The 26,701-nt window shown below is 68.4% G+C and carries 30 protein-coding genes; 10 read left to right on the forward strand and 20 right to left on the reverse strand.

Annotation, left to right across the window (positions count from 1 at the left end; genetic code table 11):
- Positions 1-19: 19 nt before the first annotated feature.
- From recF to L2D01_01920, 18 genes are all read right to left on the reverse strand, one after another.
- Positions 20-1,195 (reverse strand): DNA replication/repair protein RecF, encoded by a 1,176-nt coding sequence (gene recF, locus L2D01_01835; GenBank protein ID WBQ10527.1) that lies wholly within the window; start codon positions 1,193-1,195, stop codon positions 20-22.
- Positions 1,192-2,310 carry a DNA polymerase III subunit beta gene (gene dnaN / locus L2D01_01840; GenBank protein ID WBQ10528.1) on the reverse strand — a complete coding sequence of 373 codons (1,119 nt, stop codon included), beginning with the start codon at positions 2,308-2,310 and terminating at the stop codon, positions 1,192-1,194. Before dnaN ends, recF begins: the two co-directional genes overlap by 4 nt.
- A 179-nt stretch (positions 2,311-2,489) precedes the next feature.
- Positions 2,490-4,613: a polyribonucleotide nucleotidyltransferase gene (pnp, locus tag L2D01_01845; GenBank protein ID WBQ10529.1), complete on the reverse strand. Its 2,124-nt coding sequence runs from the start codon at positions 4,611-4,613 to the stop codon at positions 2,490-2,492.
- Between the two features lie 103 nt (positions 4,614-4,716).
- A complete protein-coding gene (gene rpsO, locus L2D01_01850; protein WBQ10530.1) occupies positions 4,717-4,986 on the reverse strand; it encodes a 30S ribosomal protein S15 in 270 nt (89 codons plus the stop codon).
- A 3-nt stretch (positions 4,987-4,989) separates the two neighbouring features.
- Positions 4,990-5,955, reverse strand: coding sequence for a tRNA pseudouridine(55) synthase TruB (gene truB / locus L2D01_01855; protein ID WBQ10531.1), 966 nt, complete (start codon positions 5,953-5,955; stop codon positions 4,990-4,992).
- Positions 5,955-6,338: a 30S ribosome-binding factor RbfA gene (rbfA, locus tag L2D01_01860; protein ID WBQ10532.1), complete on the reverse strand. Its 384-nt coding sequence runs from the start codon at positions 6,336-6,338 to the stop codon at positions 5,955-5,957. The genes truB and rbfA overlap by 1 nt, the downstream gene beginning before the upstream one ends.
- Positions 6,339-6,483: 145 nt before the next feature.
- Positions 6,484-6,678 carry a hypothetical protein gene (locus tag L2D01_01865; GenBank protein ID WBQ10533.1) on the reverse strand — a complete coding sequence of 65 codons (195 nt, stop codon included), beginning with the start codon at positions 6,676-6,678 and terminating at the stop codon, positions 6,484-6,486.
- Positions 6,679-6,753: 75 nt separating this feature from the next.
- Positions 6,754-7,515, reverse strand: a complete 762-nt coding sequence (locus L2D01_01870; protein ID WBQ10534.1) for a hypothetical protein — start codon at positions 7,513-7,515, stop codon at positions 6,754-6,756.
- A gap of 93 nt (positions 7,516-7,608) precedes the next feature.
- Positions 7,609-8,055: a dUTP diphosphatase gene (gene dut / locus L2D01_01875; protein ID WBQ10535.1), complete on the reverse strand. Its 447-nt coding sequence runs from the start codon at positions 8,053-8,055 to the stop codon at positions 7,609-7,611.
- 76 nt (positions 8,056-8,131) lie between these two features.
- The gene (locus L2D01_01880; GenBank protein ID WBQ10536.1) at positions 8,132-8,575 is read right to left on the reverse strand and encodes a hypothetical protein; all 444 of its coding nucleotides are present in this window, start codon (positions 8,573-8,575) and stop codon (positions 8,132-8,134) included.
- 69 nt (positions 8,576-8,644) lie between these two features.
- Positions 8,645-9,280 carry a hypothetical protein gene (locus L2D01_01885; protein ID WBQ10537.1) on the reverse strand — a complete coding sequence of 212 codons (636 nt, stop codon included), beginning with the start codon at positions 9,278-9,280 and terminating at the stop codon, positions 8,645-8,647.
- Entirely contained in the window at positions 9,280-9,822 is a 543-nt protein-coding gene (locus tag L2D01_01890; protein WBQ10538.1) for a phosphopantothenoylcysteine decarboxylase, read from the reverse strand. The genes L2D01_01885 and L2D01_01890 overlap by 1 nt, the downstream gene beginning before the upstream one ends.
- A gap of 44 nt (positions 9,823-9,866) precedes the next feature.
- Entirely contained in the window at positions 9,867-10,286 is a 420-nt protein-coding gene (locus tag L2D01_01895; protein ID WBQ10539.1) for a Fic family protein, read from the reverse strand.
- Positions 10,283-10,573, reverse strand: coding sequence for a hypothetical protein (locus tag L2D01_01900; GenBank protein ID WBQ10540.1), 291 nt, complete (start codon positions 10,571-10,573; stop codon positions 10,283-10,285). Before L2D01_01900 ends, L2D01_01895 begins: the two co-directional genes overlap by 4 nt.
- Positions 10,574-10,611: 38 nt before the next feature.
- A complete protein-coding gene (gene ubiB / locus L2D01_01905; GenBank protein WBQ10541.1) occupies positions 10,612-12,153 on the reverse strand; it encodes a 2-polyprenylphenol 6-hydroxylase in 1,542 nt (513 codons plus the stop codon).
- A 50-nt stretch (positions 12,154-12,203) separates the two neighbouring features.
- A complete protein-coding gene (locus tag L2D01_01910; GenBank protein ID WBQ10542.1) occupies positions 12,204-13,439 on the reverse strand; it encodes a hypothetical protein in 1,236 nt (411 codons plus the stop codon).
- On the reverse strand, positions 13,429-13,770 hold the full coding sequence (locus L2D01_01915; GenBank protein WBQ10543.1) for a YciI family protein: 342 nt from the start codon (positions 13,768-13,770) through the stop codon (positions 13,429-13,431). Before L2D01_01915 ends, L2D01_01910 begins: the two co-directional genes overlap by 11 nt.
- A 3-nt stretch (positions 13,771-13,773) precedes the next feature.
- Complete coding sequence (locus L2D01_01920; GenBank protein WBQ10544.1) at positions 13,774-14,127, reverse strand: YciI family protein; 354 nt, start codon at positions 14,125-14,127, stop codon at positions 13,774-13,776.
- 257 nt (positions 14,128-14,384) lie between these two features.
- Here L2D01_01920 and L2D01_01925 point away from each other — a divergent pair, with 257 nt between their 5' ends.
- Positions 14,385-14,555: a hypothetical protein gene (locus L2D01_01925; protein ID WBQ10545.1), complete on the forward strand. Its 171-nt coding sequence runs from the start codon at positions 14,385-14,387 to the stop codon at positions 14,553-14,555.
- Between the two features lie 56 nt (positions 14,556-14,611).
- On the opposite strand, the gene L2D01_01930 is transcribed toward L2D01_01925, so the two are convergent.
- A complete protein-coding gene (locus L2D01_01930; protein WBQ10546.1) occupies positions 14,612-15,379 on the reverse strand; it encodes a class I SAM-dependent methyltransferase in 768 nt (255 codons plus the stop codon).
- A gap of 52 nt (positions 15,380-15,431) precedes the next feature.
- Positions 15,432-15,785: an MliC family protein gene (locus L2D01_01935; GenBank protein ID WBQ10547.1), complete on the reverse strand. Its 354-nt coding sequence runs from the start codon at positions 15,783-15,785 to the stop codon at positions 15,432-15,434.
- Between the two features lie 140 nt (positions 15,786-15,925).
- Here L2D01_01935 and mutM point away from each other — a divergent pair, with 140 nt between their 5' ends.
- The 9 genes from mutM (at position 15,926) to purH (ending at position 26,700) form a co-directional block, all read left to right on the forward strand.
- On the forward strand, positions 15,926-16,786 hold the full coding sequence (gene mutM, locus L2D01_01940; GenBank protein WBQ10548.1) for a bifunctional DNA-formamidopyrimidine glycosylase/DNA-(apurinic or apyrimidinic site) lyase: 861 nt from the start codon (positions 15,926-15,928) through the stop codon (positions 16,784-16,786).
- A 183-nt stretch (positions 16,787-16,969) separates the two neighbouring features.
- A complete protein-coding gene (locus L2D01_01945; protein WBQ10549.1) occupies positions 16,970-17,905 on the forward strand; it encodes a TraB/GumN family protein in 936 nt (311 codons plus the stop codon).
- Between the two features lie 143 nt (positions 17,906-18,048).
- On the forward strand, positions 18,049-18,825 hold the full coding sequence (locus L2D01_01950) for an enoyl-CoA hydratase (GenBank protein WBQ10550.1): 777 nt from the start codon (positions 18,049-18,051) through the stop codon (positions 18,823-18,825).
- 133 nt (positions 18,826-18,958) lie between these two features.
- On the forward strand, positions 18,959-19,228 hold the full coding sequence (gene rpsT / locus L2D01_01955; GenBank protein ID WBQ10551.1) for a 30S ribosomal protein S20: 270 nt from the start codon (positions 18,959-18,961) through the stop codon (positions 19,226-19,228).
- Between the two features lie 507 nt (positions 19,229-19,735).
- Positions 19,736-21,145: a chromosomal replication initiator protein DnaA gene (gene dnaA, locus L2D01_01960; protein WBQ10552.1), complete on the forward strand. Its 1,410-nt coding sequence runs from the start codon at positions 19,736-19,738 to the stop codon at positions 21,143-21,145.
- 61 nt (positions 21,146-21,206) lie between these two features.
- Entirely contained in the window at positions 21,207-22,556 is a 1,350-nt protein-coding gene (locus tag L2D01_01965) for an RsmB/NOP family class I SAM-dependent RNA methyltransferase (protein WBQ10553.1), read from the forward strand.
- Between the two features lie 46 nt (positions 22,557-22,602).
- Entirely contained in the window at positions 22,603-23,265 is a 663-nt protein-coding gene (gene rpe, locus L2D01_01970) for a ribulose-phosphate 3-epimerase (protein ID WBQ10554.1), read from the forward strand.
- 29 nt (positions 23,266-23,294) lie between these two features.
- Positions 23,295-25,037 (forward strand): heparinase II/III family protein, encoded by a 1,743-nt coding sequence (locus L2D01_01975; GenBank protein ID WBQ10555.1) that lies wholly within the window; start codon positions 23,295-23,297, stop codon positions 25,035-25,037.
- Positions 25,038-25,122: 85 nt separating this feature from the next.
- Positions 25,123-26,700, forward strand: a complete 1,578-nt coding sequence (purH, locus tag L2D01_01980) for a bifunctional phosphoribosylaminoimidazolecarboxamide formyltransferase/IMP cyclohydrolase (GenBank protein WBQ11614.1) — start codon at positions 25,123-25,125, stop codon at positions 26,698-26,700.
- The last annotated feature ends 1 nt before the right edge of the window (position 26,701 follow it).

A 26,701-nucleotide genomic window follows, 5' to 3' on the forward strand; every position in this document is an offset into this window, starting at 1 on the left:
TGGCATTGGCGCGCCCGCCCTAGTCGGCGAGGGCCGCCGTGCCGGCTTCAATGCGATAGTGTTGCGCGCCGGCGCCGAAGGCGGCGAACAGCGACGCCTCCACCCCTGTCAGCCAGGCCTGCGCCTCCAGCGCCAGGATCGCTTCGGCCAGACCCTCGCGCCGGGCGGCATCCAGATGGGCGCAGGCTTCGTCGAAAATCAGCACCGGCGCCGCGCCCAGACTCCGTCGCACCGCTCCCGCCTGGGCCAGCGCCAGCCCCAGCACCAGCGCTTTCTGTTCACCCGTGGAGCAATGAGCCGCCGGCTGTTGCTTGCCCCGGTGGCGGGCGGCCAGCTCGGTGCGGTGGGGGCCGGTGAGGGCGCGCCCTGCCGCGCCGTCCCGGCGTCTGGCGGCTTTCAGGGTGGCGGCGAACCAGTCTTCGGCCTCGCCGGCCTTCATGCCTTCGGCCAGGCGGGCCTCCACCACCCCGTCCAGCGCCAGATCGGCCTTGGGAAAGGCGTTGTCAGGCCGCGCATCGATCTCCGCCTGCAGCCGGGTCAATGCGTCCAGGCGCGCCGCGGCCAGCGCCACGCCATGCTGGGCCATCTCCGCTTCCAGCGCGTCCAGCCAGGCGGGGTCGACGCGCCCGCCCTGCTCCAGCCGGTCCAGCAGGCGCTGGCGCTCGCGCTGGGCCTTGTCATAGGCTGTGGCCGCCGCGGCGTGGTCCGGCGCGCCGGCGAGCACGAGGCGATCCAGGAATCTCAACCGGTCCGCGCGCGGCCCGGCCCACAGCCGGTCCTCGCGCGGGGTCAGCCAGACCATGGGAAACAGCCGCGCCAACTCTCCCTGGGTCGCCGCCGCGCCATCAAGCCGCGTGCGCCGCCTGGAGGGTTCGGCGGGGTCGGAGCCGGTGGCCAGGCTCACCGCGCCGTCGCGCGTCATGGCTTCGGCATAGACCGCCCAGACAGGTGTCGGGCCATCGGCCGTCTTCATGCGCACAGCGTCGGCCCCGGCGGCGCGCACGCCGCGTCCGGGGCCCAGAAAGCTGACCGCCTCGACCAGATTGGTCTTGCCCGCCCCGTTGGGGCCGAACAGCGCCACCGGGCGGGCGTCCAGCGTCAGATCGAGCTGGGCGTAATTGCGAAACCCGGTGAGTTTCAGCCGGGTGACCGCCGGGCTGCCGGCTGCGGGATGGGGGCCGGGCGCGCCGATCACACCCGCAGCGGCATCAGAACATATTCGGCGTCCGGGTCGCCTGAGTCCGTCACCCGGGTGGGCGAACCGGAATCAGCAAACTCGAACACGGCTTCATCGCCCTCGATCTGGCCGGCCACGTCCAGCAGATAGCGCGCATTGAAGCCGATGGAGATCGCCTCGGCGCTATAGTCGGCTGACAATTCCTCGCTGGCCGCGCCGCTTTCGGGATTATTGACCGTCAGCACCAGCTGGCCGTCGGACAGGGCGAGCTTCACCGAGCGGGACTTTTCCTGGCTGATGGTCGCGACGCGGTCCACGGCCTGGGCGAACGGCGCGCGGTCCACGCGCAGGATCTTGTCATTGCCGCGCGGGATGACCCGCTCATAATCGGGGAAGGACCCGTCAATGAGCTTGGACGTCAGCACCGCAGCGCCCAGCTGGAAGCGGATCTTGCCGTCAGACACCGACACATTCACGTCGCCGTCGAGGTCTTCCAGCAGGCGGCGCAATTCCTGGATCGGCTTGCGCGGCACGATGACGGCGGGCATGCCCGCCGCGCCGTCGGGCAGATCGGTTTCGGCCAGCGCCAGACGGTGACCATCCGTGGCCACGGCGCGCAGGGTCTTGCGGCCATTGCGCTCGGCGGCGTGCATGTGAATGCCGTTAAGGTAATAACGCGTTTCTTCGGTGGAGATGGCGAAGCGCGTCTTGTCGATCAGCCGCGCCAGCTCGCGCGCCGGGCAGGCGAACGTCACCGCCAGGTCCTCGCTGGGCATGACCGGGAAATCGCCCGGCGGCAGGACCGGCAGGTTGAAGCGCGAACGCCCGGCCGACAGCGTCATGCGCGGGTCTTCCCCGCCCAGCTCCAGCGTCACCTGCGAGCCTTCGGGCAGCTTGCGCGCGATTTCGTACAGCGTGTGGGCCGGCGCGGTGACCATGCCGGGCCGTTCGGTGCGCGCTTCGGCCTCCTCCACGATCTCCATATCGAGATCGGTCGCGGTGAAGCGCACGAAGCCCTCCTCGGCCTTGACCAGCACGTTGGACAGGATCGGAATGGTGTTGCGGCGCTCCACCACCGCCTGGACGTGTCCGAGCGCTTTGAGCAGGGCAGCCCGTTCAATGATCAGCTTCATGTCTCGCCTCAATTGCGCAGGGCGAATCGACCGGATCAGAATCGCCTGAATATCAAAAGCCACCATAAACCAAAAAAAACCACAGCAAGAAGGGGCCTGTTGCGCATGGCGGGATGCAAAAAGCCCCGGCTGCAGCAGCAGCCGGGGCTTTCCGGTCAGTCAGCGCGTGTTTGTGCGCTCTAGTCGTCGTCGCCGGTCAGTTCGGCGCCGGTCTCCTGATCGAGCACTTTCATCGCCAGCTTGAACTTGCCGCGATCATCCATGCCCATCAGCTTGACCCAGACCTGCTGGCCTTCGGACACCACGTCGGAGGGGTGGTTCACCCGCTCGGACTTCATCTGGGAGACGTGCACAAGCCCGTCCTTGGCCCCGAAGAAGTTCACGAAGGCGCCGAAATCGACCACTTTCACGACCTTGCCCTTGTAGACCTTGCCCACTTCCGGCTCGGCCGTCAGGGAGTACACCCAGTCGCGCGCCGCATCGATGGCGCCCTGGTCCACGGCGGAGATCTTGATCAGACCGTCATCGTTGACGTCCAGCTTGGCGCCGGTCTCTTCAACGATCTGGCGGATCACCTTGCCGCCCGTGCCGATGACGTCACGGATCTTGTCGGTGGGGATCTGCATGGTCTCGATCTTGGGCGCGTGGGCGGCGAGGCCCGAACGGCTGGAGCCCAGCGCCTTGGTCATTTCATCCAGAATGTGCGCGCGCCCGGCTTTCGCCTGTTCCAGCGCGGTGTGCATGATGTCCTGGGTGATGCCCGCGATCTTGATGTCCATCTGCAGCGAGGTGATGCCCATCTCGGTGCCGGCCACCTTGAAGTCCATGTCGCCCAGGTGATCTTCGTCACCCAGAATGTCGGACAGCACGGCCACGCCTTCCGGGTCCTTGATCAGGCCCATCGCGATGCCGGACACCGGACGGGTGATCGGCACGCCGGCATCCATCAGCGCCAGCGATCCACCGCACACCGTCGCCATGGAGGACGAGCCGTTGGACTCGGTGATCTCCGAAACCAGGCGGATGGTGTAGGGGAATTGCTCGGCGGTCGGCATGACGGCGTGAAGCGCGCGCCAGGCCAGCTTTCCGTGACCGATTTCGCGCCGGCCCGGGGCCAGGCGGAAGCTGGTCTCGCCCACCGAATAGGGCGGGAAGTTGTAGTGCAGCATGAAGCGTTCTTTGTACGTGCCGGTCAGCGCGTCAATGAACTGCTCGTCTTCGCCCGTGCCCAGCGTGGTCACGCACAGCGCTTGCGTCTCGCCGCGGGTGAACAGGGCCGAACCGTGGGTCCGCGGCAGGATGCCTGCTTCCGACACGATGGCGCGGACCTGATCGAGCTTGCGGCCGTCTATGCGCTTGCCGGTCTTGATGATCGACCCGCGCACCACCGAGGCTTCCACGCCCTTCAGCACGTCCTTGAGGACGCTGACGGGCAAGCCTTCGGGGCGTTCCTCGCTGGCGCCCAGCGCCTCGACCACTTTCGCCTTGGCGGTCGAAAGCGCCGCAACGCGCTCGGTCTTGTTGGTGATCGTGTAGGCTTTCTCGATATCCTTGGCGATCAGCTTGCGGACCTGGGCCTCGACCTCGGAATGATCTTCCGGGATGAAGTTCCACGGGTCCTTGGCGGCGCGCTCGGCCAGGCGGATGATCGCGTCGATCACCGGCTGGAAGCTCTCATGGCCCGCCATCACGGCGCCGAGCATGATTTCTTCAGACAACTCCTTGGCTTCGGATTCCACCATCATCACGGCGTCGGCCGTGCCGGCGACCACCAGATCGAGGGCGCTGTCTTCCAGCTCCACCACGCTCGGGTTGATGACGTATTCGCCGTCAATATAGCCTACGCGCGCCGCGCCGATCGGGCCCAGGAAGGGCAGGCCGGACAGGCACAGCGCGGCCGAGGCGGCCACCATGCCCAGCACGTCCGGATCGTTCTCCAGATCATGCGACAGCACGGTGATCATCACCTGGGTGTCGTTCTTGAAGCCTTTGGGGAAAAGCGGGCGGATCGGCCGGTCGATGAGGCGCGAGGTCAGCGTCTCTTTATCGGTGGGTCGGCCTTCGCGCTTGAAGAAGCCGCCTGGAATCTTGCCGGCGGCGAAGTATTTTTCCTGGTAATTCACGGTGAGCGGGAAGAAATCCATCCCCGGCTTCACCTCTTTCATGGCCACGGCTGTGGCCAGCACGGTGGTCTCGCCATAGGTGGCGAGCACGGCGCCGGTGGCCTGGCGCGCCATGCGGCCGGTTTCCAGGGTGAGCGTGCGGCCCGCCCATTCGATGGTTTCGGTCTGTATATCGAACATGATTTTCCATTCGTACGTACGTGAGACCTGCACCGGATTGCGCAGGCCTTGGATATGGAAACGCCGGCTCGCCTCGTGGCGGCCGGCGCTCCGTCAGGCCCGCCTAGCGGCGAAGGCCCAGCTTCTGGACGATCGCCGTGTAGCGATCGCGTTCCGTATTCGCGAGATAATCGAGAAGACGGCGGCGCTGCGACACCATTTTCAGGAGGCCGCGGCGCGAGTGGTTGTCTTTCTTGTGGGTCTTGAAGTGCTCGGTCAGGTTCGCAATCCGCTCGGTGAGCACGGCGATCTGGACTTCGGCAGACCCGGTGTCGTTGTCAGTACGGCCATGCTCTTTGATCAGCTCGGCCTTGCGTTCAATCGTAATCGACATCGTCTATCTGGGCTCCTGTTCCCATTGAAACACGCGCACCGGGGAGAGTTTTCCCGCGCGCGCCTCGCCGATCGCAACTGCCCGGTCACGCCCCATTGCCACAACTGCCTTCGAATAGTCCTTGCCCCCGATATCGCGGGGGCGTCGAAGGTCGCGTAGCTCTGAAGCTCGCCGGGGAGGCAGCACGATCGGCCGTCCTTGCCTCAACTGAAATGCCTCGTCCTCGGTCACGGCCAGGGCCGGGATGTCGTCCAGCGCGGTCTCGACCGGTTTGAGGGCTTCCAGCGCGGCGTTTCTATGCACCAAATCCTTCAGCGCGTCCAGTGTGACGGCCTCCGCCGTGGTGAACGCTCCGACCTGCGTGCGCCGCAGCGCCGCAACATGGCCCTCGGCGCCCAGCGCAGCAGCCAGATCCCGCGCCAGGCCGCGCACATAGGCGCCCTTGCCGCAGCGCATTTCGATCACGCACAGATCGCTCGACGGCGCGTCCAGAAGGGCCAGGCCGTCGATGCGGATAGGACGGGCTTTGAGCTCCACCGTCTCGCCCGCACGGGCCAGATCATAAGCGCGCTCGCCATCCACCTTCACGGCTGAAAACTGCGGCGGCACCTGGTCGATATCGCCGACGAAGGCTTCAAGTGCGGCGCGCACGGCGTCCGGCGACGGGCGGACATTGCTCTCGGCGATGACCTCACCTTCGGCGTCCTGGGTGGTGGTCGATTGACCCCAGCGCAGGGTGAAGCGGTAAGTCTTGCCCGCTTCCTGGGCGAAGGGCACGGTTTTGGTGGCTTCACCCAGAGCAATCGGCAGCACACCCGACGCCAGCGGGTCCAGCGTGCCGGCATGGCCGGCCTTCTGGGCGTTGAACAGGCGGCGCACCACGGACACCGCCTGGGTGGAGGTCATGTCCAGCGGCTTGTCCAGCACCACCCAGCCATGAACCGCGTCGCCCTTCTTGCGCCGCCCCATCAGTCCTGTCCCGGACCGGTCAGGTCGCGCTTGACGCCCGGGCGGGACAGCATCTCGTTGACCTCCACCGCGTCATCAAACCGGCTGTCGGCCTCGAAGCGCAGCTTGGGCGTAAAGCGCATCTCAACCCGGCGGCCCAGCTCCTTCTGCAGGAAGCCCGCCGCCTTGTTCAGCGCTGCGGCCACAGCCTCGGGATCCGCCACAGTCAGGCCGGAGACATAGACGGTGGCATGGCGCAGGTCGGGACTGACGCGCGCCTCGCTGATGGTCACCGGCACGCCTGTCAGAGCGGGCTCGCGCACATGACCTTCCAGCAGGATGTCGGCGACGGCGCGGCGCACAAGCTCGCCCGCACGCAGCTGGCGTTGGGATTGCGCTTTCATCGAAAAAACCTCTCTGCGCCCGGATCCGCCGGACTTGAACCGGACGCACCCTCCTCGCGTAAGGGGGCGGGATGTACAGGGGAGGCCGCGCGAAAGCAAGGCGCCCGCCTGCGGGCGCCGGATTCGTCACGCCATGGGCTGGGGGTCAGTCTTGCGGGGAGACGTCGCCGGGGCCTTTGAACTGCTCGATCAGCGCATCAATGGCCGAGCGTACGTCCTGAACGATCTCGGGCGTTGGGGTCAGGGCCTCAAGGCCGATGGTCAGGGCGCGTTCTGGCCCGACCTGCCATGCACTTGCCGCGAGCAAACCCGCAGCGCCTATGCCAAGCGCCAGCTTCATGATCGCCTCCCCAGGCTGTTATGGGGGAAGCTTAACATTAACGCGATGTAACAAACAAGGCGAAATCAGGGCAGGTCAGCCCGCCCGGCTGGCGCCATCCCGGCTTGCGCCCATGGCGGCGCAGGCGCGCGTCAGGGCTTCCAGAGCCTCGCGCACGCTTGTTTCCATGAGGAAGGCGCTGGCCTCGACCCGTGCGGCGGCGTCGGGCAGGGATGCCGTGGCGGTCTCGATGCGCCCGGCCGCCGCGTCGAAGCGGTCGCCCGCTGCGCTGGTGAGCTGTTGCAACTCCTCGCGAAACGCGCCCAGCGCCTCGCGCTCGCGGTCGGCGGCATCGGGGATGGCGCGGGCGATCGCCCGCATCTCAATGCGGAACGCCGCCAGCTCGCCCGCGATATCCGGCGCGCCCGCCCGCGCCGGCGCCTCGGTGAGACTGTCGAGGTCAAACGCCGCGTCCTCAAGATCGAGGCGGGGACCCTCGTCGATGTTCCAGACATCGTCAGAGCCGGTGTCTTCAGACACGCTCGGCTGCTTGTCCGGCCCGCGCTCGATCAGCCAGACGGTGTCCTCATCGGTTCCGAAAACCGTCACGCCCAGCGCCTGGGCGGCCTCGTGCACTGCGTCGCAGCCGGCGTCCGGGGCGGCCAGCGCCCAGGTCAGCGGGCCCAGCCGGGCAAAACGTCCGGCCTCCGGGCCGCGCGCCGCCAGAAAGCGGGCGGTGAACAGGTCGATCTGATCGGCCAGAGCGGCGGGATCGGCGGCCGGCGGCGGGCGCAGCTGCAGGAGGAATCCCGCCTCGCCGGGCCCGGCCTCCATATCGTCGATGCCTGCCTGATGCATGAACGGCTCCAGATGCGCGAATCGTGCGCCCGTCCGGCGCGGTGTGCGCGACACCTGAAACCGGCGCCGCTTAGGGAAGCGTTAAGACGCCGGTCAAACGCCGGTGGAGCCGAACCCGCCCGCGCCGCGCGCCGTCTCGTCCAGTTCGTCGACCGGCGCCCAGACGATTTGCATGACGGGGGCAATGATCATCTGCGCGATGCGCTCGCCGCGCTTCACGATGAAGGGCTCAGGGCCGTGATTGATCAGATTGACGCGAATTTCGCCGCGATAGTCGGCGTCCACTGTGCCCGGCGTGTTCAGGCAGGTGACGGCGAACTTCGCCGCCAGGCCTGAACGCGGGCGCACCTGCGCCTCGTAGCCTTCGGGCAGAGCGATGCAAATGCCTGTGGGGATCAGGCGCCATTCGCCCGGCGGTATGGTCACCGGCACGTCCTCGGCCACGGCGGCGGGCAGGTCCAGCCCTGCCGAACCCGGCGTCTGATAAGCGGGCAGGTCGAGCCCGTTGAAATGGTCCAGCGTCCGGACGCGCAGCTGCATGGGCGGTAATCCTGATTGACGGCGCGACTCACGCCGGAGGACGATCACCGTTCCTTAACGCGCGCCGCGCGGCGCGTCAGCCGTCCTGCTGGTCCTGATAATGGCGCGCCAGCGCGGCCTCGCCTGCGTCAAAGCCCTCAAGCACGGCGGTGATCGCGGCCACATCAGCCTCGCTGAGCTCGCCGTCATGAAGTTGGACGGCGTATTCATTGCCATCGCGCAAGCTCAGCGAAATCAGGGTTACGCCGTCATCGCTGCCCGACCGCACATAAAGCGACAGGCCGTGATGCAGCAGCTCGAAGTCCTTTTCGCGGAATTCCGGCGCGTCGCGTTCACACAGCACGGCGATGGCGTCCTCGCCCACCGGCGGACGCGCCATAAGCTCAGGGCCGGCGGCCGCGTCGGTGACGGAATAGCCCGCCATCAGCGCGGCGTCGCCGTCTGCGTTGAGGCTGTAGCACTGGGCGGACGCGGCTCCCGTCGCGAGGGACAGGGCGGCGCAAGTCAGAAGGGTTTTCATGGATCGCAAGGCTCCGATGGCTGAGATCATACCCGGTCAGCCTAACAAGCCCGGTGCGCGCGGTGCAAATCAGGTTTTGAAAGCCGCCGCGATTCGCTGGGCGATCTGGCGCGCGATTTCAGATTTGGGCGCCTCAGCCAGGCTCTCCTCGCCATCGCGCGTGATCAGCGTGACCGCATTGTTCGCGCCGCCCATGGCCGAGCCTGACACGTCGTTGGCGATGATCCAGTCGCAGCCCTTGCGCACGCGCTTGGCCCGCGCATGCTCGAGCACGTCATGGGTCTCGGCGGCGAACCCGATCACCAGGCGCGGACGCGCCTCCGGGTCAAGGCCCGCAATGTTTTTGAGAATGTCCGGGTTCTCGGCAAGCTTCAGCGCGCCGTGGCCGGACTTGTCGAGTTTCAGCTTGGTGGCGGACGGCTCGGCGGGGCGCCAGTCGGCCACGGCGGCCACCGCGATGAACACGTCGGCGGGCAGGGCGCGCTCCACCGCCGTCAGCATCTCGCGCGCCGTCTCCACGCGCACGGTTTGCACGCCCGGCGGATCGTTCAGCGCCGTGGGCCCGGACACCAGCGTGACCTCAAACCCCACCGCCGCCAGCGCCTCGGCCAGCGCATAACCCTGCTTGCCCGAGGAGCGGTTGGACAGAAAGCGCACCGGATCAATCGGCTCCAGCGTCGGCCCGGCGGTGAGGACGGCGCGCATCAGGCTTTCAGCGCCTCATGCACGGCCTGCGCGATACGCTCCGGCTCGGGCAGGCGCCCCGGTCCGAACTCGCCGCACGCCATCTCGCCCTCGTCCGGGTCCAGCACCGTCACGCCGCGCGAGCGCAGCGTGGCCAGATTGGCCTGTGTCGCCGGGTGCTGCCACATGCGCACATTCATCGCCGGCGCCATCAGCACCGGCTTGTCGGTGGCCAGAAGCGCAGTGGAGGCCAGATCATCGGCCAGTCCATGAGCGGCCTTGGCCATCAGATCGGCGGTGGCGGGGCACACCACCACCAGATCGGCCGAGCGCGACAGCTCGATATGGCCCATCTCCGCCTCATCGGTCAGGGAGAACAGATCGTCATAGACCTTCTCGCCCGACAGGGCCGCCACGCTCATCGGCGTGACGAACTGGTGGCCTGCCCGCGTCAGGATACAGCGCGAGGCCACCCCCGCCCGCCCCAGCGTGCGGATCAGCTCCAGCGATTTATAGGCCGCGATGCCGCCGCCGATGATCAACAATATGCGCGGGGTTTTCATGCCGGCCTCCTGATGCAAGTCCATAATACGCCCCGCGCCCGGGGTCACGCCCCGGATGGTTTGGAAAACCGGTAGTCACTCACCGTGTTGTCCCGCGCCCATTGAGCCAGCCCCGCTTCGTCCAGCGCGCCATCGGCCAAAGACTCAAATGTTTCGGCCAGATCGGCCTGGGTGACGTCGAGCCGCAGCCCGTTGAGCAACAGTGTGATCAGGAAGGCCGCCGCCGCCGCCCGCTTGTTGCCGTCCACCAGCGGATGGTTGCGGGAGATCCCGACAGCCAGCGCCGCCGCCGCCTCGCACGCATGCGGCTCTGGTCCATAGGCCGCCAGATGCCGTGGCCGGGCGAAAGCCGAGCGCAAAAGGCCTTCATCACGTAGCTGCAGCGGCGTGCCGGCCGTCTCCATCAGGATATCCGACAGCACGGCCAGAAACCCCGCATAGTCCGGCAGGACCGGCCCGGTCATCGGCCCAGGCGTTCAAGCGCGAAGCGGTACTGCGCCAGCGCCTCGCGCCCGGCCTCGACCGTCGCGTCATAATCGCCACCGGCGGCGCGAATGGTCACGCAGCCCGCTGTCACGCTGATTGAGACGGGTTCGTCCGGTGAGAAACCGGCGGCGTCCAGCGCCCGGCGCGACAGGGTCACGCCGTAGCTGTTGCCGGTTTTGCGCAGCTTGCGGGTCTCGGTCACCGAAGGCTCGGCGCCGCCAGCCCGAGGCTCGTGTTCGAACGCAGGATTGCCGATTTCGCGCATGTCATTTCTCCATGACGGAGATATAAGCACAGCCGTGCTTACGACGCAAGGCTCGCCCAGGCCCACGCGCCGATGGCCGCGCCCATAAGCGTGGTGGACGCGATGGCCAGCACCAGCACCCAGTCGCGCCGCCTTGCCGTCTCGGGCGGGCCGGCGTGCAGGCGTTCGGCGGCCAGGGTCAGGCGCTCCAGCGTGGCTGGCAAGGCCATCACCGATGTGCGCAGGGCTTCCAGATCGCGCACGAAATCGCGCGCCAGCCCCTCGGGGCCCAGCTCGCGGCGCATGAAGCGCGTCACCGCCGGGGCGGAGGCCTCCCACATATTATGCTCATGGCTCAACAGCCGGCACACGCCTTCAGCCTGCACCATGGTCTTTTGAAGCAGCACCAGCTGGGGCTGAAGATGCATGTCAAACAGATCGGTGATGTCAAACAGCTGCAAGAGCACCCGGCTCATGGCCACTTCATTGGCGCTCTTTCCGAAAATCGGCTCGGCCACGGCGCGCAGGGCGCTGGCGAAGTCGGCGCGTGAATGGCGCCCGGGCACATAGCCGGCCTGGAAATGGGCTTCGGCTGCGCCGTCATAATCGCGGGTCAGAAACCCGTTGAGGATCAGGGCGAGATAGCGCCGCTCGGCGCGCCCCAGCCGGCCCATAATCCCGAAATCCACTGCCCACAGGCGTCCATCGGCGCCCACGAACAGATTGCCCGCATGCATGTCCGCGTGGAACACGCCGCGCTCCAGCGCGGTGGACAGGAAGGCGTCGGTCAGGTCGCGCGCCAGCTTGACCCGGTCCACACCGGCCGCCTCGATGGCGGCGATGTCAGTCAGGGGGATGGCGTCGACCCATTGCAGGGTCAGCACCCGCTTGGCGGTGCGCGCCCAGTCGACTTCGGGCACCGAGAAATTTTCCGCCGCCAGAGACGCTTCGGCGAGCTCGCTGGCCGAAGCCGCCTCCAGACGCAGGTCCAGTTCCAGCACCAGCGAGCGCGACACTGTCTCCACAAAGGCGCGCGGCTCCATGCGCCGCGATTGCGGGAACAGGCCTTCGGCTAGCCTCGCGCCAAGACGCAGGGCGGCGATGTCGCGGGCGATGCGCTGGTCGATGCCCGGGCGCAGGATTTTCACCGCCACCGTCCGCCCGTCGGGCGTCACCGCCTTGTGCACCTGCGCGATGGAGGCGGCGGCGACAGACGGGCCCAGCTCGGCGAAGAGCTGTTCCACCGGGGCGCCCAGCTCGGCCGCGATGATGGCGCGCGCCTGCGCATCGGGGAAGGGCGCCATCCGATCCTGAAGCCGCGCCAGACCTTGCGCAAACTCCGCCCCGATCACGTCGGCGCGCGTCGCCAGCACCTGGCCGAACTTCACATAGGCGGGGCCAAGGGCTTCGAGCGCATTGGCCAGCCGGACGCCGGGATTGGCGGCGCGGTCGCGGATGGCGATCAGGCGCGCAAACCGGCCCATCCAGCGCGCGGGCGCCGGAAACACAGCCTGATACTCCGCCGGAAAGATCGCGTCATGACGCGCCAGCGTCCAGGCGACCCGGGCCAGCCGGGCGAGATGGGAAACGGTTGCAAACACGGGGATGGTGTTTAGGGCGCAAGGGCAGGCTTGGCGAGGGGGATGCGGCGTTAAAGCTGCGCCGCGCGGCCCTGGAGAAACGCCCGCAGCGCAGGGTCCGCGCTCAGGGCTGCCGCCCGGGTATAGGCCGCGCGCGCCTCGCCGCTACGTCCCGCCGCCGCCAGCCAGTGCGCGCGCGCAGCGAAATAGGGCTGATGCTCGCCTGCGCCGGCCTGAAGCGCCTCCAGCTGATCGAGCGCCACGCCCGCTCCGAACGCTTCGCCATGGGCGCAGGCGCGGGCGATATGGGCGCCCAGCCCGGCGCCGGTCTCCACCAGCCGGTCATAGAGCGCGGCGGCCGCCCGCCAGTGTGTGGTCCCGGTCCGGCGCCGTTCGGCATGCACCGACTGGATCGCGGCCTCCAGCGCAAACCGGCCTGGCGGGGCGAGGGCCAGCGCGCGGCGCAGCGCCGATTCCGCCTCGTCGATCAGGGCCGCGTCCCACAATGCCGGGTCCTGCTGCGCCAGCGGGATGAACACGCCGTCCGGGCCGCGCCGGGCCGGCGCGCGCGCCTCGCAATGGGCGATCAGGGCCTGGAGCGCGCAGGCTTCAGCCGCCTCCGGGGCCAGATGCGCCACCAGGCGGGCCAGGAACAGCGCCTCGCCGGACAGGTCGCGGGCCTTGGCCGGGTCCTCCCCGGTCAGATCAAACCCGGCGGTATAGGCCGCATAGATCGCCTGCAGCACCGGGGCCAGCCGGGCGGGCAGATCGGCAGGCACGGGCGTCTCATAGCGCAGGCCCGCCGCGCGCAGCTTCGCCTTGCCCCGGGCGAGCCGCTGGCCCATGGCGGCGGGGGATGTGAGGAAGGCCGAGTCGATGCGTGCAGCGTCCAGCCCCAGCGCCGCTTGCAACATGAGCGGCGTATGCAGCGCGGGATCGATCTGCGGATCGGCGCAGGCCAGCAGCAGCGCCAGGCGTTCATCCGGCAACGGGCTTTGTTCCGCCGCCTCGCCCACACGATCCATCAACACGGCCAGCTCCGGCTCGGCCCGGGCGCGCACGGCGGCCTTGCGCGCCAGATCGGTGAGGCGACGGCGCGCCGTCGTGAGCAGCCAGGCCTCAGGCCGGTCCGGCACGCCACTGTGCGGCCAGGCGTCCAGCGCCTTGGTGAAGGCGTCGGCCAGCGCGTCTTCCGCTGCGGCGAGATCGCCGCACCGCCGCGCCAGGATCGCCACCAGCTTCCCATAGGCGTTGCGGGCGGCGGCGTCCGCCGCCGCCCGCGCGCCCGATGCGGCGTCAGCCGCCATAGTCCGGGACCGGACGCACCTCGATGGCGCCCTGCGGCGTCTTGGGACACCGCCGCGCCCACTCCAGCGCGGCGTCCATGCTGTCAGCTTCGATCACGTAGAAGCCGCCGATCTGTTCCTTGGTGTCGGCATAGGGCCCGTCCTGCACCGCGCCGCCGCGCAGGATTCTGGCGCTGGCCGCCTCGGCCAGCGGCTCGCCGGACACCAGGGCGCCGGCTGTCACCAGCGCGTCCACATAGGCCATGTGTTCGCCGACGACCGCGCCCTGTTCGGCCTCGCTCAGGGACAGCCAGGCGGCTTCGTCGTCATGCAGGATCAGCATGAATTTCATGGCTCAACCCTCCGCCTGCATCGGCAGCACCGGACGGACTTCGACGGCCCCATCCGAGGCGCCCGGGCAACGCTCGGCCCATTCCAGCGCGTCTTCAAGGCTGTCAGCCTCGATGATGGCGAACCCGCCCAGCTGCTCTTTGGAGTCTGCGTAGGGTCCGTCCTGGACCTCACGGCCCTTGGCGGTCACCCGCACCACAGCGCCGGTCTCGGGCCCCTGAAGGCAGGCGCCGGACGTGGTGCGCTGTCCCAGCGCGCCAAAATAGCCGCTCCAGGCCGACCAGTAGGCGGCCGCATCCGGCCCGGTGCGCCGGGCGAACGCCTCGGGGGTTTCATGGAAGATAATCGCGAATTTCATGCTCGGTCTCCGCTCCAGGAGGCCGCGGGCGAATCCCGCAGGCTCGATCCTATGACGGCTGAGCCCGGCGCGCTTCGACAAAGTGATGAGAATTTGTTTTGGCGCCGGGTTGCGGCGCGCGACGCCTCGCGGCTGGTCCGGCCCTGCGGCGTGTGGTCGCGCGGCGCCGCCTGGCTGTAGCGCCGCGCTAGTTCCTGCGCCTTGTCAGCCCCAGAGAGGTTCAAAACGTGAGCGCAGTCATCAGAGTGACCCTGGTCATGATCACAGCCGGCATATTCACAGGCCTTCTGGCCGCCGTAGTGGTCGCCGCATTCGGCTGGCCGCTCGGCATCGCTGCGGCGCTCGCCGGCGTCGGGGCGGGCGCAGCGGGCGTGTCGGTCCACCGGCGCATGCAGGCCAGCAAAGCCGCCCTCAGCGCGCGCGAGTGACCGCCCGTCATTGATGATCCTGATTTAACGCGTGAACCCGGAGGTCCGTGCAGCGCCTATCGGTTCCACCCTACATGGATGGCGGCGATGCCGCCGGAGAGATTGGTGACGGAGACGCGGGAGAAGCCGGCACCCTCCATCTCGGCGGCGAAGGCGCTCTGGTGGGGGAATTTGCGGATGGATTCCACCAGATACTGATAACTGTCGCGATCGCGCGCGACCTTTTCACCCAGCCACGGAATGACGTTGAAGGACCAAGCGTCGTAGACGCGTTCCAGCGCCCGCGTGGTGGGCCTTGAAAACTCCAGGCAGACAAACCGCCCGCCGGGCCGCAGCACGCGGCGCATCTCTTTGAGCGCCGTGACGCGTTCGGTCACATTGCGGATGCCGAAGCCGATGGTCACCGCATCGGCGTGAGCGTCCGGGAAGGGCAGGCTTTCGGCGTTGGCGCACACCCAGTCAAGATGCGGACGCGCGCCGCGCTTGAGGCCCGCGCCCAGCATCTGGGCGTTGATATCAGCGACAATCGCCTGCGCCGGGGCGCCGCCTCGGCGTGCCTGCAGCGCATCGGCGCGGTCGAGAAAGGCGCGCGCCAGATCGCCTGTGCCGCCGGCCACGTCGATCAGCCGGGCGCCGGGGCGCGGCGCGGCGCGCGTAATGGTGATGTCCTTCCAGACCCGATGAACGCCCAGGCTCATCAGATCATTCATCAGATCATAGCGCCGCGCCGAGCGGTCAAACACCTCGCGCACGAGGCCGACCTTGGCGGTGCGGGGCACCTCGCGGAAGCCGAAAGAGGCGGTATCGGTCTGGTGATCAGTCATGGGCGTCAAGTTAGACCGGCCCACCGGGGCGCGCCAGCACGCAGTGCCGCGCCTATTCGCCGCTGGTGGCGTCGCACGCCGGGTAGTCCTCCCCCGACAGGGTGAAGCGGGCGCGCTCGCCCTCACGGGTGAACACGGTGCGCGGATCGCCGACGGCTTCGTAGCGGGTTCCGGTCTCGGCCTCCACCTGCACCAGATCAATGGTCTGGCTGTCCGCCACCAGCCGGGCGCGGCCTTCGATGAACTGCGCGGTCACGTCGAGCTCGCCGCACTGATAGCTCACCCGTTCGGCCTCGGCGAAGGGATTGACCGGCGCGGGCGGCGGCAGCTCGCCCGTGCCTTCGCGCTCGGAACACGCGGCGAGAGCGAGACAGGCGAGGCCCGTAACGGCGAGAGCGGTGCGCATGAAATTCATCTCCTCAATGCGAGCGGTCAGTATGACGCAGTGACGCCCTACACTGGACCGGCGGGGCTCTGCTGAAAAGGGGCGCGCCGCGCCACAGCGCCGCGATAGTCTGCACCGCGCTGCGAGCCTGGAGTGCGCCCATGCCTGAATTGCCTGAGGTGGAGACAGTGCGCCGGGGGCTCGCTCCCGCCATGGAAGGACGCCGGATCGTGGCGGTGCGGCTGGCCCGTCCGGACTTGCGATTCCCCTTCCCAGCCGGTTTTTCCGAGCGCCTGACCGGCGCCCGGGTGACGCGGATCGACCGGCGCGCGAAGTATTTGCTGGTGCGGCTGGACACCGGCGAGACCCTGCTCATGCATCTGGGCATGTCCGGCCGGTTCTCCATCGGCGCCGGTCCTGGCGCAAAGGCGAGGCCAGGCGCCTTCGTCTATGCGCCGGCGGCCGACCCGCGCCACGACCACGTGGTTCTGGATATCGAGGGCGCGATCACCGTCACCTACAATGATCCGCGCCGCTTCGGCTTCATGACGCTGTTCGCCACGGCGGGCGAAGACGATCAGCCTTTCCTGAAATCGCTGGGGCCGGAGCCGGATTCCAACCGGTTTTCCGGCGCCTATCTCGCCGAAGCCTTCGCCGGGCGGCGCTCGCCGGTGAAGGCGGGCCTGCTGGATCAGAGCGTCGTGGCGGGGCTGGGCAATATCTATGTGTGCGAGGCGCTCTGGCGGGCGCGCATCAGTCCCAAGCGCCTGTGCGCCAGCGTGGCGGGCGTGCGCGCCGAGCGGCTGGCGGCGGCGGTGCGCGCCGTCATCGCAGAAGCCATAGAGGCGGGCGGATCGACCTTGCGCGACTATGCCGGCGCCGACTGGGCGATGGGATATTTTCAGCACAGCTTTGATGTCTATGGCCGCGAAGGGGAGCCGTGCGCTTGCGGACAGACGCGTATTCGTCGCATCCTGCAGTCGAGCCGGTCGAGTTTTTACTGTCCGGTCTGCCAGAGATGACGCCGGATCGAGGGGGCGCGTGCATGAAACTTTGTACATGTTGATTGATTTGTTGTGTACACGCAACAAAACATACGATAGTGAGGACGGGCTGCGATGGGCTGAACAGCCGATGCAGTGCGTCCTCCCCGGACACGCGCCATTTGGCGCCAGGCGACTGACTGACACTGATGGAGACAGACCATGACACGACGCATTTCACGGCTCGCCGGCGCCCTTGCGGCCGGCCTGGCCTGGCTGGGCGCCCTGACGGCGCCGGCGCTGGCCGAAACCGATTTCGCGGCCCTCGAGGCCGATCCCGCCATCTGGCGCATCGCGTCGGACGGCGGCGATGTCTACCTGTTCGGCACGGTTCACATCCTGCCGCCGCAGCTCGACTGGCGCACGGACGCGATCGATACGGCGCTGGCCAGCGCCGATCGCATCTATTTCGAAGCCGATGTCCTGAGCCCGGAATCGCAGGCGGAAATGACCGCTCTCGTCCCGCAGCTGGGCATGAACGCGGCCGGCGTCACCCTCAGCTCGCTGATCAGCGAACAGGCGCAGGCCAATCTGGCGCGCATGGCCGCACAGCTGGGCGCCCCTGCGGGCGCGCTGGAGAGCTCCCTGGACCCGCTGCAGCCCTGGCTCGCGGGGCTCACCGTCGCAATCTTGCAGATCCAGGCCGCCGGCTATGATCCCACGTCGGGCGTCGAGTACCGGCTCAAGGCGGCTGGCGATGAAGCGGGCGCGTCCTACGGCTATTTCGAAACCGTCGAACAGCAATTGCGCTTCTTCGCCGACATGCCGATCGAAACCCAGATCGCTGACTTCGAGATCAACCTGGCTCAGGCGCTGGAAGATCCCGGCATGCTGGACCGGATGGTGCAGGCCTGGGCCGTGGGCGACACGGACGGGCTGGACACGATCATGAATGAGGGCATGCGCGATACGTCAGCCGACCTCTATGACGTGCTGATCGTGCAGCGCAATCAGAACTGGATCCCGCTCATCGAGGACATTCTTGACAGCGGCGAGTCGGCCTTCATCGCCGTGGGCGCCGGGCATGTCACGGGACCGCAGGGCGTGATCAGCCTTTTGGAGGCGCGCGGCCATACGGTGGAGCGCATCAATCCCTAGCCTTGCCTTCAGGTGAATGGGTCTGGCCCGCGCCGGGGTGTCGACCCCGGCGCGGGCTTCATGTATGTAGCGCGCCGATCGCCTGACGTCCGCGCCGCCAGTGAAGACCTCTGGCGCGCCCCACCCAGTTCTGCGGAGGCCCCATGGCCTACTCCACCATTCAGACCAAGACCGAAGGCCGTGTCGGCGTCATCACGCTGGACCGGCCCGGCGCGCTCAACGCCCTGTGCGACGCGCTCACCGCCGAACTGACCGAGGCGCTGGCCGATTTCGAGTCAGATGACGCCATCGGCTGCGTGGTGCTGACGGGCTCGGCCAAGGCGTTCGCCGCGGGCGCCGACATTAAGGAGCTGCAGGAGAAGGACTTCATCTCCCTGTACCGCCACGACCCGTTCGAGAAGACGTGGGAATCCGTCGCGCGCTTCCGCAAGCCGATCATCGCGGCGGTGTCGGGCTATGCGCTGGGCGGGGGCTGCGAGATCGCCATGATGTGCGACTTCATCATCGCCTCCAACACCGCCAAGTTCGGCCAGCCCGAGATCAATCTGGGGGTCATGCCGGGCGCAGGGGGCACCCAGCGCCTGCCGCGCGCCGTGGGCAAGGCCAAGGCCATGGACCTATGCCTGACCGGGCGCATGATGGGCGCAGAAGAAGCCGAGCGCGCCGGCCTGGTGGCCCGCGTGGTGCCGGCTGACGACCTGCTGGACGTGGCCATGGAGGCCGCTCAGACCATCGCGTCGAAATCCCTGCCCATCGCCATGATGACCAAGGAAGCCATCAACATGGCCTTCGAGATGGGCCTCAGCGAAGGGGTGCGTTTCGAGCGCCGGGTGTTCCAGTCCCAGTTCGCCACCGAAGACCGGCGCGAGGGCATGGCCGCTTTCGCCGACAAGCGGGCCGCCCATTTCAAACACCGCTAGACCCGCCGCATGCTGACTCTCGCCCCGGCCAAGGATTGACGCCCGCCCGCGCCGGGGCTATACGCCGCGCCTCACGGAATTTCGAGCCGCCGCATGGCGTCGCGCGTGCTCAAGACAAGGTTTGGAACGATCCATGGCGAATACAGCCTCCGCGAAGAAGATGGTGCGCAAGCTCGAGCGCCGCACGGCCCTCAACAAGGCCCGCCGGTCGCGCATGCGCACATTCGTGAAGAAGCTGGAGCTGGCGGTGGCCGCCGGAGACGAGGCGGCGGCGAAAACGGCGCTTCACACGGCCGAATCCGAGGTCATGAAAGCGGTGTCCAAAGGGGTCATCCACAAGAACACGGGCTCGCGCAAGGTTTCGCGCATGACCGCCCGGGTCAAGGCGATGGCGTCTAAGTAGAAATACCTCCCTGAACGGACAAAATTCGTGAACGCCTGCAGCGCTCGCTGCAGGCGTTTTTCGTGCGTTTGGAGCCCGCCGGCAAGGCTCGTGTACGCCTTGCAGGAAAGGTGAACCCGTTCATGCACCCGCGCCACGTCCCGACGGCGCCCATACCGATTTTAAGGGGGCTGGCAAGATGCGAAACGCGCAAAAATTTTTTTCAGTTCGCAAGCCTCCAAGCTGGTTAGTGAATCGGTCTGTCAAGACCTCAAATCGGCGCCGGAACAAGGTTAATGCGGTTGATTCGTGCTCGGCCCTGAGTACTCTGTGGGCCTCGACGACAGTCCTCTCCATACGGACCATCCTGAGATAACGGGCCCCAAAGACGGGGAAAGCTCCGTGCGAGAGAAGTGCGTCCAAAATCAAGAGTTTGACCACGGTTCATACCGTGGCGGGCAAGCAAGGACCGGGGCCATGGGGTTTCATACAACAGCGAGTGCGGCGGTCCGTGCCACGGGGATGGATATGAACGGATCGGATTGTGTGCTGGATATCTGGCGCGCCGTGCGTGCGCGCCTGCGTGTTGAGTATGGCGACATTCTCTACGCCGCCGAAATTGCGCGTTTGCGCGTGGAGGAAGACCCGGCGGGCCGTGTGTTCGTGATCTGCCCCAATGCATTCGGGCGGGCCTGGGCGGAAGACAATCTGGGCAAGCGCCTGCGCGCCATCTGGGCCTCGGTCGAGGCGGCGCCGCGCGAGATCGTCATCACCACCGAGGCCGCTCTGGCCCGTCAGGGCGCCGAGCCGGTTCCGGCCGACGCCAAAGGCCCGTTCAACCCGGCGGCCTTGCGGACGGGCGCCTCGCGCGCCGCTCTGGGGTCATCCTCGGGCGTGGTCCAGAGCGAAAGCCGCGAGCCGCGCTTTACCTTCGACACCTTCATGGTCGGCTCGGCCAACATGATGGCCGCCACCGCCGCGCGGGCCGTGGCCAATGCCGACGCCCCGCCGTTCAACCCGGTCTATTTCCACGGCGATTATGGCGTGGGCAAAACCCATCTCCTGGCCGCTATCGCCCATGCTGTGGGTCTGGGCGAGTCGGGACGCAAGGCGCTGTACCTGACCGCAGAAGAATTCCTCAACGGCTTCCAGTCGGCCCTGCGCGCCCGCGATGTCCAGCCGTTCAAGGACCAGGTGCGCGATTGCGACGTGCTGCTGATCGACGACATCCACTTCATCTCCGGCAAGACGGCCACCGAGCTGGAATTCCTGCAGACGGTCGCCGCCCTCATGGCCGCCGACAAGCAGGTGGTGCTCGCCTCCCATTGTCCGCCCGCGCAGCTCGGCGTATCCGATCCGCGTCTGCGCGACATTCTGGCCGGCGGCTTCGCCTGCCCGATGGCGGGACCCGATCTCGACCTGCGCCGGAAAATCCTCGACTGCAAGATCGCCCAGGCGCGCCGGCATTGCCCGGATCTGGAAGTGCCCGAAGCCGTGCGCGACTTCCTCGCCGCCCGTGTGACCAGCTCGGCGCGCGAGCTGGAAGGCGTGCTCAACAACATCATCGTGCGCACTGCCTACATGAACCGCGCCGTGACCATGGAGACGGTGGAGGAAGCCCTGGGCGAACTGCCGGTGAAGGCGGAAAAGCGCATCACGGTGGACGACATCCAGAAGGCCGCCGCGGCGTATTTCTCCATCACCATGGAGGATCTCGTCTCCAAGAGCCGCACCAAGGCGCTGGTGCGCCCCCGCCACATCGCCATGTATCTGGCCAAGACCATGACCACGCGGTCCTTCCCCGATATCGGGCGGCGTTTTGGCGGGCGTGACCATTCCACGGTGATCCACGCGGTCAGCAAGATCGCGGCGGCTCTGCCCGGGGATGCGGCCCTGGCCGATGATGTGGAGGCGATCCGCCGGCGCCTGCGCAGTTGAAGTCCCGCCGCGCTGGCGTGGGCGCTCGCTCCACGGGTGCGCGTGTGATACGGGGCGCTCCATGACCGATAGCCCCGCCCGCCGCCCCGCCCGTCCTGTCCGCCCCGCCGCCCTGCCGGCGCATCTGCATGCCCGCGCTGCAGCGCTGGCCGCCGTGCGCGGCGTGTTCGACACCGGCACGCCCCTGGATGCGGGCCTCGCCGGCCGGCCCGAATGGGCTCAGATGGATGTACGCGACCGCGCCTTCGCCCGCGCCCTGGCCGCCGCGGTGATCCGCCAGCCCGGCGCGCTGGACGCGGCGGTCGGCGCCAATCTTGATCGCCCGCTGCCCGACACCGCCCTGCGCGCCCGCCTGGCGCTGCGCTGCGGGACGGCCGAGCTGCTCATCCTCTCCACTCCGCCCCACGCCGCCGTGGACGCCTGGGTGGAGCTGATGGGCGCCAGCCCGGAAAGCGCGGGCTTCCGCAAACTGTCCAACGCCGTGCTGCGCCGCGTGTCCGAGAAGGGCGCTTCGATCTTTGCCCGCGCCGATCCGCTGGGCGATCTGCCCGACTGGCTGGCGGCACGCTGGTCGAATGCCTGGGGCGCGCCCGCGGCCCGCGCCATGGCCGCAGCCCGGTCCGGACCACCGCCGCTGGATCTGACAGCGCGTCACGAAGCCGACCCGGCCCGCATCGCGTCTGAAATTGGCGGTGTGGTTCTGCCCACCGGCACGATCCGGCGCACCGCGATCGGCCTGGTGGAGGACATCGCCGGCTACAAGAGCGGGGACTGGTGGGTTCAGGATGCGGCGGCTGCCTTGCCGGCCCGGCTGCTGGCCGCGCGCCGGGGCGAGACGGTCGCCGATCTGTGCGCCGCGCCCGGCGGCAAGACCTTGCAGCTGGCCGCCACGGGCGCTGACGTCATCGCGGTGGAGCTCAATGCCCGGCGGCTCAAGCGCGTCGAGGCCAATCTGGCCCGCGCCCGGCTCACCGCGCGCCTGGTCGCCGCCGACGCCGCCGACTGGCGCCCGGACGCCCCGCTGGACGCCGTGCTGCTGGACGCGCCCTGCACCGCCACCGGCACGCTTCGCCGGCGCCCGGACGCGGCCTGGTCCAAGCGCGAAGAGGACGTGACGGCGCTCGCGCGCATTCAGGCCAGGCTGCTGGACGCCGCGTATGCGATGCTGAAGCCCGGCGGGCGGCTGGTGTTCTGCACCTGCTCGCTGGAGCGTGAAGAGGGCGAGGATCAGATCCCGGCCTTCCTGGCGCGCAACCCGGGTGCGGCGCTGGACCCGGTGCGGGCCGAGGAACTGCCCGGTCTCTCCGAGGCGCTGGCGCCGCAGGGCTGGGTGCGCACCCGTCCGGACATGTGGGCCGAAGAAGGCGGGTTGGACGGGTTCTTTATCGCCCGGCTGGTGCGCACGGCCTGAGCCGGCGCGCTTGCTCCGTTTTGCCTGCGCTGGTATCGCAGACAGCATGGCCAGCGCCCCCCTCATTTCGCCATCGATTCTCTCTGCAGACTTCGCCCGCCTGGGTGAAGAAGTGCGCGCTGTCGACGCGGCCGGCGCGGACTGGATCCATGTGGATGTGATGGACGGGCATTTTGTGCCCAATTTGACCATTGGCCCCGGCGTGATCGCGTCGATCCGGTCCTGGTCGGACAAGCCGTTCGACGTGCACCTGATGATCAGCCCCGTCGATTCCTTCCTCGCCGCCTATGCCGAGGCGGGCGCCGACATGATCACCGCCCACCCCGAAGCCGGACCGCATTTCCACCGCACTGTCCAGGCGATCCGGACGCTGGGCAAAAAGGCCGGCGCGGCGCTCAACCCGTCCACGCCGGAGACCGTGCTGGATTACGTGCTCGATGAGCTCGATCTGGTGCTGGTGATGAGCGTCAATCCCGGCTTTGGCGGCCAGAGCTTCATCGACAGCCAGCTGAGGAAAATCGAGGCGCTGCGCAAATCGATTGATGCGCGCGGCCTGTCCACGCTGATCGAGGTGGATGGCGGGGTGAATCCGGTCACGGCGCGCGCCTGCGTGAATGCCGGCGCCCATGCGCTGGTCGCCGGCTCGGCCGTATTCAAGGGCGGACCGGACCAGTACGGCGCCAATATCGCTGCTCTGCGGGGTCAGTAGCCGATGTGCGGGGCGTCATGGCGCGGCATGTGACACCGGCTGACATCGCCGCCGCCCTGGCGCGGCGCACACAGCGCGAAATCTCCGACTTCGCCAACGCCTTTGGCCCCTACAGGGCGCTGACGCTCGGCGGACGGCCGCCGCAGGGTTTCGTCGTGACCCCGCGCCCGCTGCGCCGCGGCGACAAGGCGCGCGGCGCCGCCATGCTGGCGGGCCGCTTCGCTCTGGCCGGCGAAACCCTCGCCGTGCCGGTGGGCGATTCACCCTGGGACCTCACCGCGCCCTCACGCCGCTTCGCCGAGGCGCTGCACGGGTTTGACTGGCTGGCTGATCTGCTGGCGGTTGATGAACCCGATGCGCCCGCCGCGGCGGGCGCCCTCGTGGACGACTGGATCGCCCGTTTCGGGGCGTGGAATTTCTTCAGCTGGGAGCCGGGCGTGCTGGCGGCGCGTCTGCACGCCTGGATGCTGGCCGGTCCCGCCTTGCTATCCGGCGATGACGCGGCGCCGCGCATCGCGTCTCTGGGACGTCAGGCGCGCCGGCTGGCGCGGGCCTTGAACGTGGCCCCGGCCGACCGTACCCGCCTTGACGCGGCGATCGCCCTGGCGCTGGCGGCGGTGTGCCTCGACCTGCCCGGGTCACTCAAGACCCGCGCAGGCGCGGCGCTGGAAGCGGCCCTCAAAGCCCAGATTCTGCCCGATGGCGGCCATGTCAGCCGCAGTCCGCAAGCCGCAGCCGACATCCTCATCGCGCTGTGCGAGCTGGACGCCGCGGCGGCAGCGGGCGGCGCGGCTCTGCCGGCCGAAGTGCGCCGGGCCATGGACCGGCTCACCGGATTTGTCCGTTTTGCGCGCCTGCCCGGCGGCGCATTGCCCGGGTTTCATGGCGGGGGAGAGGGCGACCGGCGCGCCCTGGACGCAGCCCTGGCCCATGCCGGCGGCGGCAAGGCGCCCACAGGCAAGGTCTTCAACGTCGCGCCCCACACCGGATACCACCGGGCTGAAGCGGGCGGCAGCGTCGTCATTGTGGACGCCGCCGAGCCGCCGGCAGGTCTGCATGGCGCAGAAAGCCACGCCAGCGCGCTGGCCTTCGAGTTTGCGGCCTCGGGCGCGCGCATCGTGGTCAGCTGCGGCTGGTCGTCCGATCAGGGCGCGCGCTGGCGCGAGGCGGTGCGCGCCACGGCCGCCCATTCGGCGTTGACGCTGGAGGAGACCTCCTCGGCGCGGCTTCTGGAGCCGGGCTGGCGGCGCAATCTGGTGGGGCCGCGCATGGCGCACGGGCCGGACCCTGTGCGCGTGCGGCGCAATGAGGAAGATCTCGGCGTCTGGCTGGAAGCCAGCCATGACGGCTACCGCAAGGCGTTTGGCCTCAGCCTGCGCCGCCGGATTTTCCTGGCCATGGACGGGGCGGATCTGCGCGGCGAGGACGGTCTGTTCCGTCCGGTGGAGGACGGCCCGCCCGCCAATCCCGAAGCGCGCCTGAGCTTCTCCATCCGCTTTCACCTGCATCCCGATGTGCGCGCCTCGCTGTCGCGCGACTCCTTGAGCGCGCTGCTCGTGCTGCCCAGCGGCGACGGTTGGCGTTTCCGAACCGACGGCGGACCTGTAAGATTGGACCGGTCGGTGTATCTGGCCGCCGGGGCGCCGCCGCGCCGTTCGACCCAGCTGGTGGTGGCGGGCGAGGCGGAACCCTTCGGCGGCGGTGATCGTCCGCCCAATCGCGTGCGCTGGGCGTTCCAGCGCCTGGGCCGTGTCGGCGCCGCGAGCGGCTGACCGAGACCTGTTTCAACCCGGCGCGCGGCGCCATGGTCCCTTTTGTTTCCTGCAGGAGCTTCCCCTCATGGCCGACACAGACCTTGTGCCGATCCGGCGCGCGCTGATCTCGGTGTCCGACAAGGCGGGCCTCGCCGAACGCGCCAAGGCGCTGACCGATTCCGGCGTGGAGCTGGTGTCCACCGGCGGCACGCTGCAGGCGCTGCGCGATGCGGGCCTGGAGGCGCGCGACGTCGCCGACATCACAGGCTATCCCGAAATGATGGACGGACGGGTCAAGACCCTGCATCCACGCGTCCATGGCGGCCTCTTGGCCCGCCGCGAGCGCGAGGATGATCTGGCGGCCATGGAGGCTCATGGCATTCCCGGCATCGACCTTCTGGTGGTCAATCTCTACCCGTTCGAGGAAACCGCGCGTTCCGGCGCCGGGATCGAGGCCTGTATCGAGAAGATCGATGTGGGCGGCCCCGCCATGATCCGCGCCGCCGCCAAGAACCATCGCTATGTCGCGGTGTGCGTCGACATGCGCGATCTCGACAAGGTGCTCGAGGCGATGGGCCGCCATGACGGCGCCACGCCGCTGTCGGTGCGCCGTCATCTGGCGGCCAAGGCGTTTGCGCGCACCGCCGCCTATGACAGCGCCATCGCCGGGCGGCTGGAAGCGGAGGCGGAAAAGCCTGCGCGCAGCTGGTTCACGCTGGGCGGGCCGCGCCTGCAGAAGCTGCGCTATGGCGAGAACCCGCACCAGGACGCGGCGCTCTACGCCACGCCGGAAGCGCGCGCCGGCGTCGCGTCAGCGCGCCAGGTCCAGGGCAAGGAATTGTCCTACAACAATATCGCCGACGCCGACGCGGCGTTCGAACTGGTCAGCGAGTTTGATCCCGAAGATTGCGCCGCGGCCGTAATCATCAAGCACGCCAATCCGTGCGGCGCGGCGCAAGGCGAGTCTCTGGCCGCCGCCTATGAGCGCGCCTTCGCCGCCGATCCCCTCTCGGCCTTTGGCGGCATCGCGGCGTTCAACCGCCCTCTCGACGCCGCCACCGCCGACGCCATCAGCCGCAATTTCACCGAGGTCGTCATTGCGCCGGACGCTGAAGACGCGGCGCTGGACATTTTGTCGGCGAAGAAGAATGTGCGCGTGCTGCTCACCGGCGCGCTGGCCGACCCGTCAGGCCCGGGCTGGACGCTCAAATCGGTGGCGGGCGGGCTCTTAGTGCAGTCGCGCGACACGGGCAGGATCACCGAATCCCAGCTCAAAGTCGTCACCGCCCGGGCGCCCGACGAAGGCGAAATGGCTGACCTCCTGTTCGCCTGGCGCCTGGTCAAACATGTGAAGTCCAATGCCATCGTGTTCGCCCGCGACGGCCGCTCGGCCGGGATCGGCATGGGCCAGACCAGCCGGGTGGAAGCCGTGCGCCTGGCCGTGCGCAAGGCCAAGGATGCGGCCAAGGAAAACGGCTGGGACGCCCCGCGCACGGAAGGCTCGGCCTGCGCGTCGGACGCCTTCTTCCCCTTCCCTGACGGTGTGCGCGAAGCGGCCAAGGCCGGGGCGCGCTGCATCATCCAGCCGGGCGGCTCGGTACGGGACGAAGAGGTGATCGCCGCGGCCGACGAGGCCGGGCTCGCCATGGTGTTCACCGGCATGCGCCATTTCCGGCACTGAC

Source organism: Hyphomonadaceae bacterium ML37, from assembly GCA_027627685.1.
In the GTDB taxonomy this organism is placed as follows: domain Bacteria; phylum Pseudomonadota; class Alphaproteobacteria; order Caulobacterales; family Maricaulaceae; genus Oceanicaulis.

Bases quoted from the DNA above. Each gene is read 5' to 3' on its own strand.
- rpe (WBQ10554.1), top strand. From the start codon at position 22,603: ATGGCCAGCGCCCCCCTCATTTCGCCATCGATTCTCTCTGCAGACTTC.
- L2D01_01900 (WBQ10540.1), bottom strand. From the start codon at position 10,573: ATGCGCGAAATCGGCAATCCTGCGTTCGAACACGAGCCTCGGGCTGGC.
- L2D01_01885 (WBQ10537.1), bottom strand. From the start codon at position 9,280: ATGCGCGCCGTCCTCACCGCCGGGCCGACGCTGGAGCCGATTGATCCG.
- dnaN (WBQ10528.1), bottom strand. From the start codon at position 2,310: ATGAAGCTGATCATTGAACGGGCTGCCCTGCTCAAAGCGCTCGGACAC.
- L2D01_01925 (WBQ10545.1), top strand. From the start codon at position 14,385: ATGATCACAGCCGGCATATTCACAGGCCTTCTGGCCGCCGTAGTGGTC.
- L2D01_01865 (WBQ10533.1), bottom strand. From the start codon at position 6,678: ATGAAGCTGGCGCTTGGCATAGGCGCTGCGGGTTTGCTCGCGGCAAGT.
- L2D01_01895 (WBQ10539.1), bottom strand. From the start codon at position 10,286: ATGACCGGGCCGGTCCTGCCGGACTATGCGGGGTTTCTGGCCGTGCTG.
- mutM (WBQ10548.1), top strand. From the start codon at position 15,926: ATGCCTGAATTGCCTGAGGTGGAGACAGTGCGCCGGGGGCTCGCTCCC.
- L2D01_01880 (WBQ10536.1), bottom strand. From the start codon at position 8,575: ATGAAAACCCTTCTGACTTGCGCCGCCCTGTCCCTCGCGACGGGAGCC.
- rbfA (WBQ10532.1), bottom strand. From the start codon at position 6,338: ATGAAAGCGCAATCCCAACGCCAGCTGCGTGCGGGCGAGCTTGTGCGC.
- L2D01_01930 (WBQ10546.1), bottom strand. From the start codon at position 15,379: ATGACTGATCACCAGACCGATACCGCCTCTTTCGGCTTCCGCGAGGTG.
- L2D01_01920 (WBQ10544.1), bottom strand. From the start codon at position 14,127: ATGAAATTCGCGATTATCTTCCATGAAACCCCCGAGGCGTTCGCCCGG.
- L2D01_01935 (WBQ10547.1), bottom strand. From the start codon at position 15,785: ATGCGCACCGCTCTCGCCGTTACGGGCCTCGCCTGTCTCGCTCTCGCC.
- L2D01_01950 (WBQ10550.1), top strand. From the start codon at position 18,049: ATGGCCTACTCCACCATTCAGACCAAGACCGAAGGCCGTGTCGGCGTC.
- L2D01_01910 (WBQ10542.1), bottom strand. From the start codon at position 13,439: ATGGCGGCTGACGCCGCATCGGGCGCGCGGGCGGCGGCGGACGCCGCC.
- dut (WBQ10535.1), bottom strand. From the start codon at position 8,055: ATGCAGCTGCGCGTCCGGACGCTGGACCATTTCAACGGGCTCGACCTG.
- L2D01_01890 (WBQ10538.1), bottom strand. From the start codon at position 9,822: ATGAAAACCCCGCGCATATTGTTGATCATCGGCGGCGGCATCGCGGCC.
- L2D01_01915 (WBQ10543.1), bottom strand. From the start codon at position 13,770: ATGAAATTCATGCTGATCCTGCATGACGACGAAGCCGCCTGGCTGTCC.
- L2D01_01965 (WBQ10553.1), top strand. From the start codon at position 21,207: ATGACCGATAGCCCCGCCCGCCGCCCCGCCCGTCCTGTCCGCCCCGCC.
- L2D01_01870 (WBQ10534.1), bottom strand. From the start codon at position 7,515: ATGCATCAGGCAGGCATCGACGATATGGAGGCCGGGCCCGGCGAGGCG.
- rpsT (WBQ10551.1), top strand. From the start codon at position 18,959: ATGGCGAATACAGCCTCCGCGAAGAAGATGGTGCGCAAGCTCGAGCGC.
- truB (WBQ10531.1), bottom strand. From the start codon at position 5,955: ATGGGGCGGCGCAAGAAGGGCGACGCGGTTCATGGCTGGGTGGTGCTG.
- pnp (WBQ10529.1), bottom strand. From the start codon at position 4,613: ATGTTCGATATACAGACCGAAACCATCGAATGGGCGGGCCGCACGCTC.
- L2D01_01945 (WBQ10549.1), top strand. From the start codon at position 16,970: ATGACACGACGCATTTCACGGCTCGCCGGCGCCCTTGCGGCCGGCCTG.
- dnaA (WBQ10552.1), top strand. From the start codon at position 19,736: ATGAACGGATCGGATTGTGTGCTGGATATCTGGCGCGCCGTGCGTGCG.
- rpsO (WBQ10530.1), bottom strand. From the start codon at position 4,986: ATGTCGATTACGATTGAACGCAAGGCCGAGCTGATCAAAGAGCATGGC.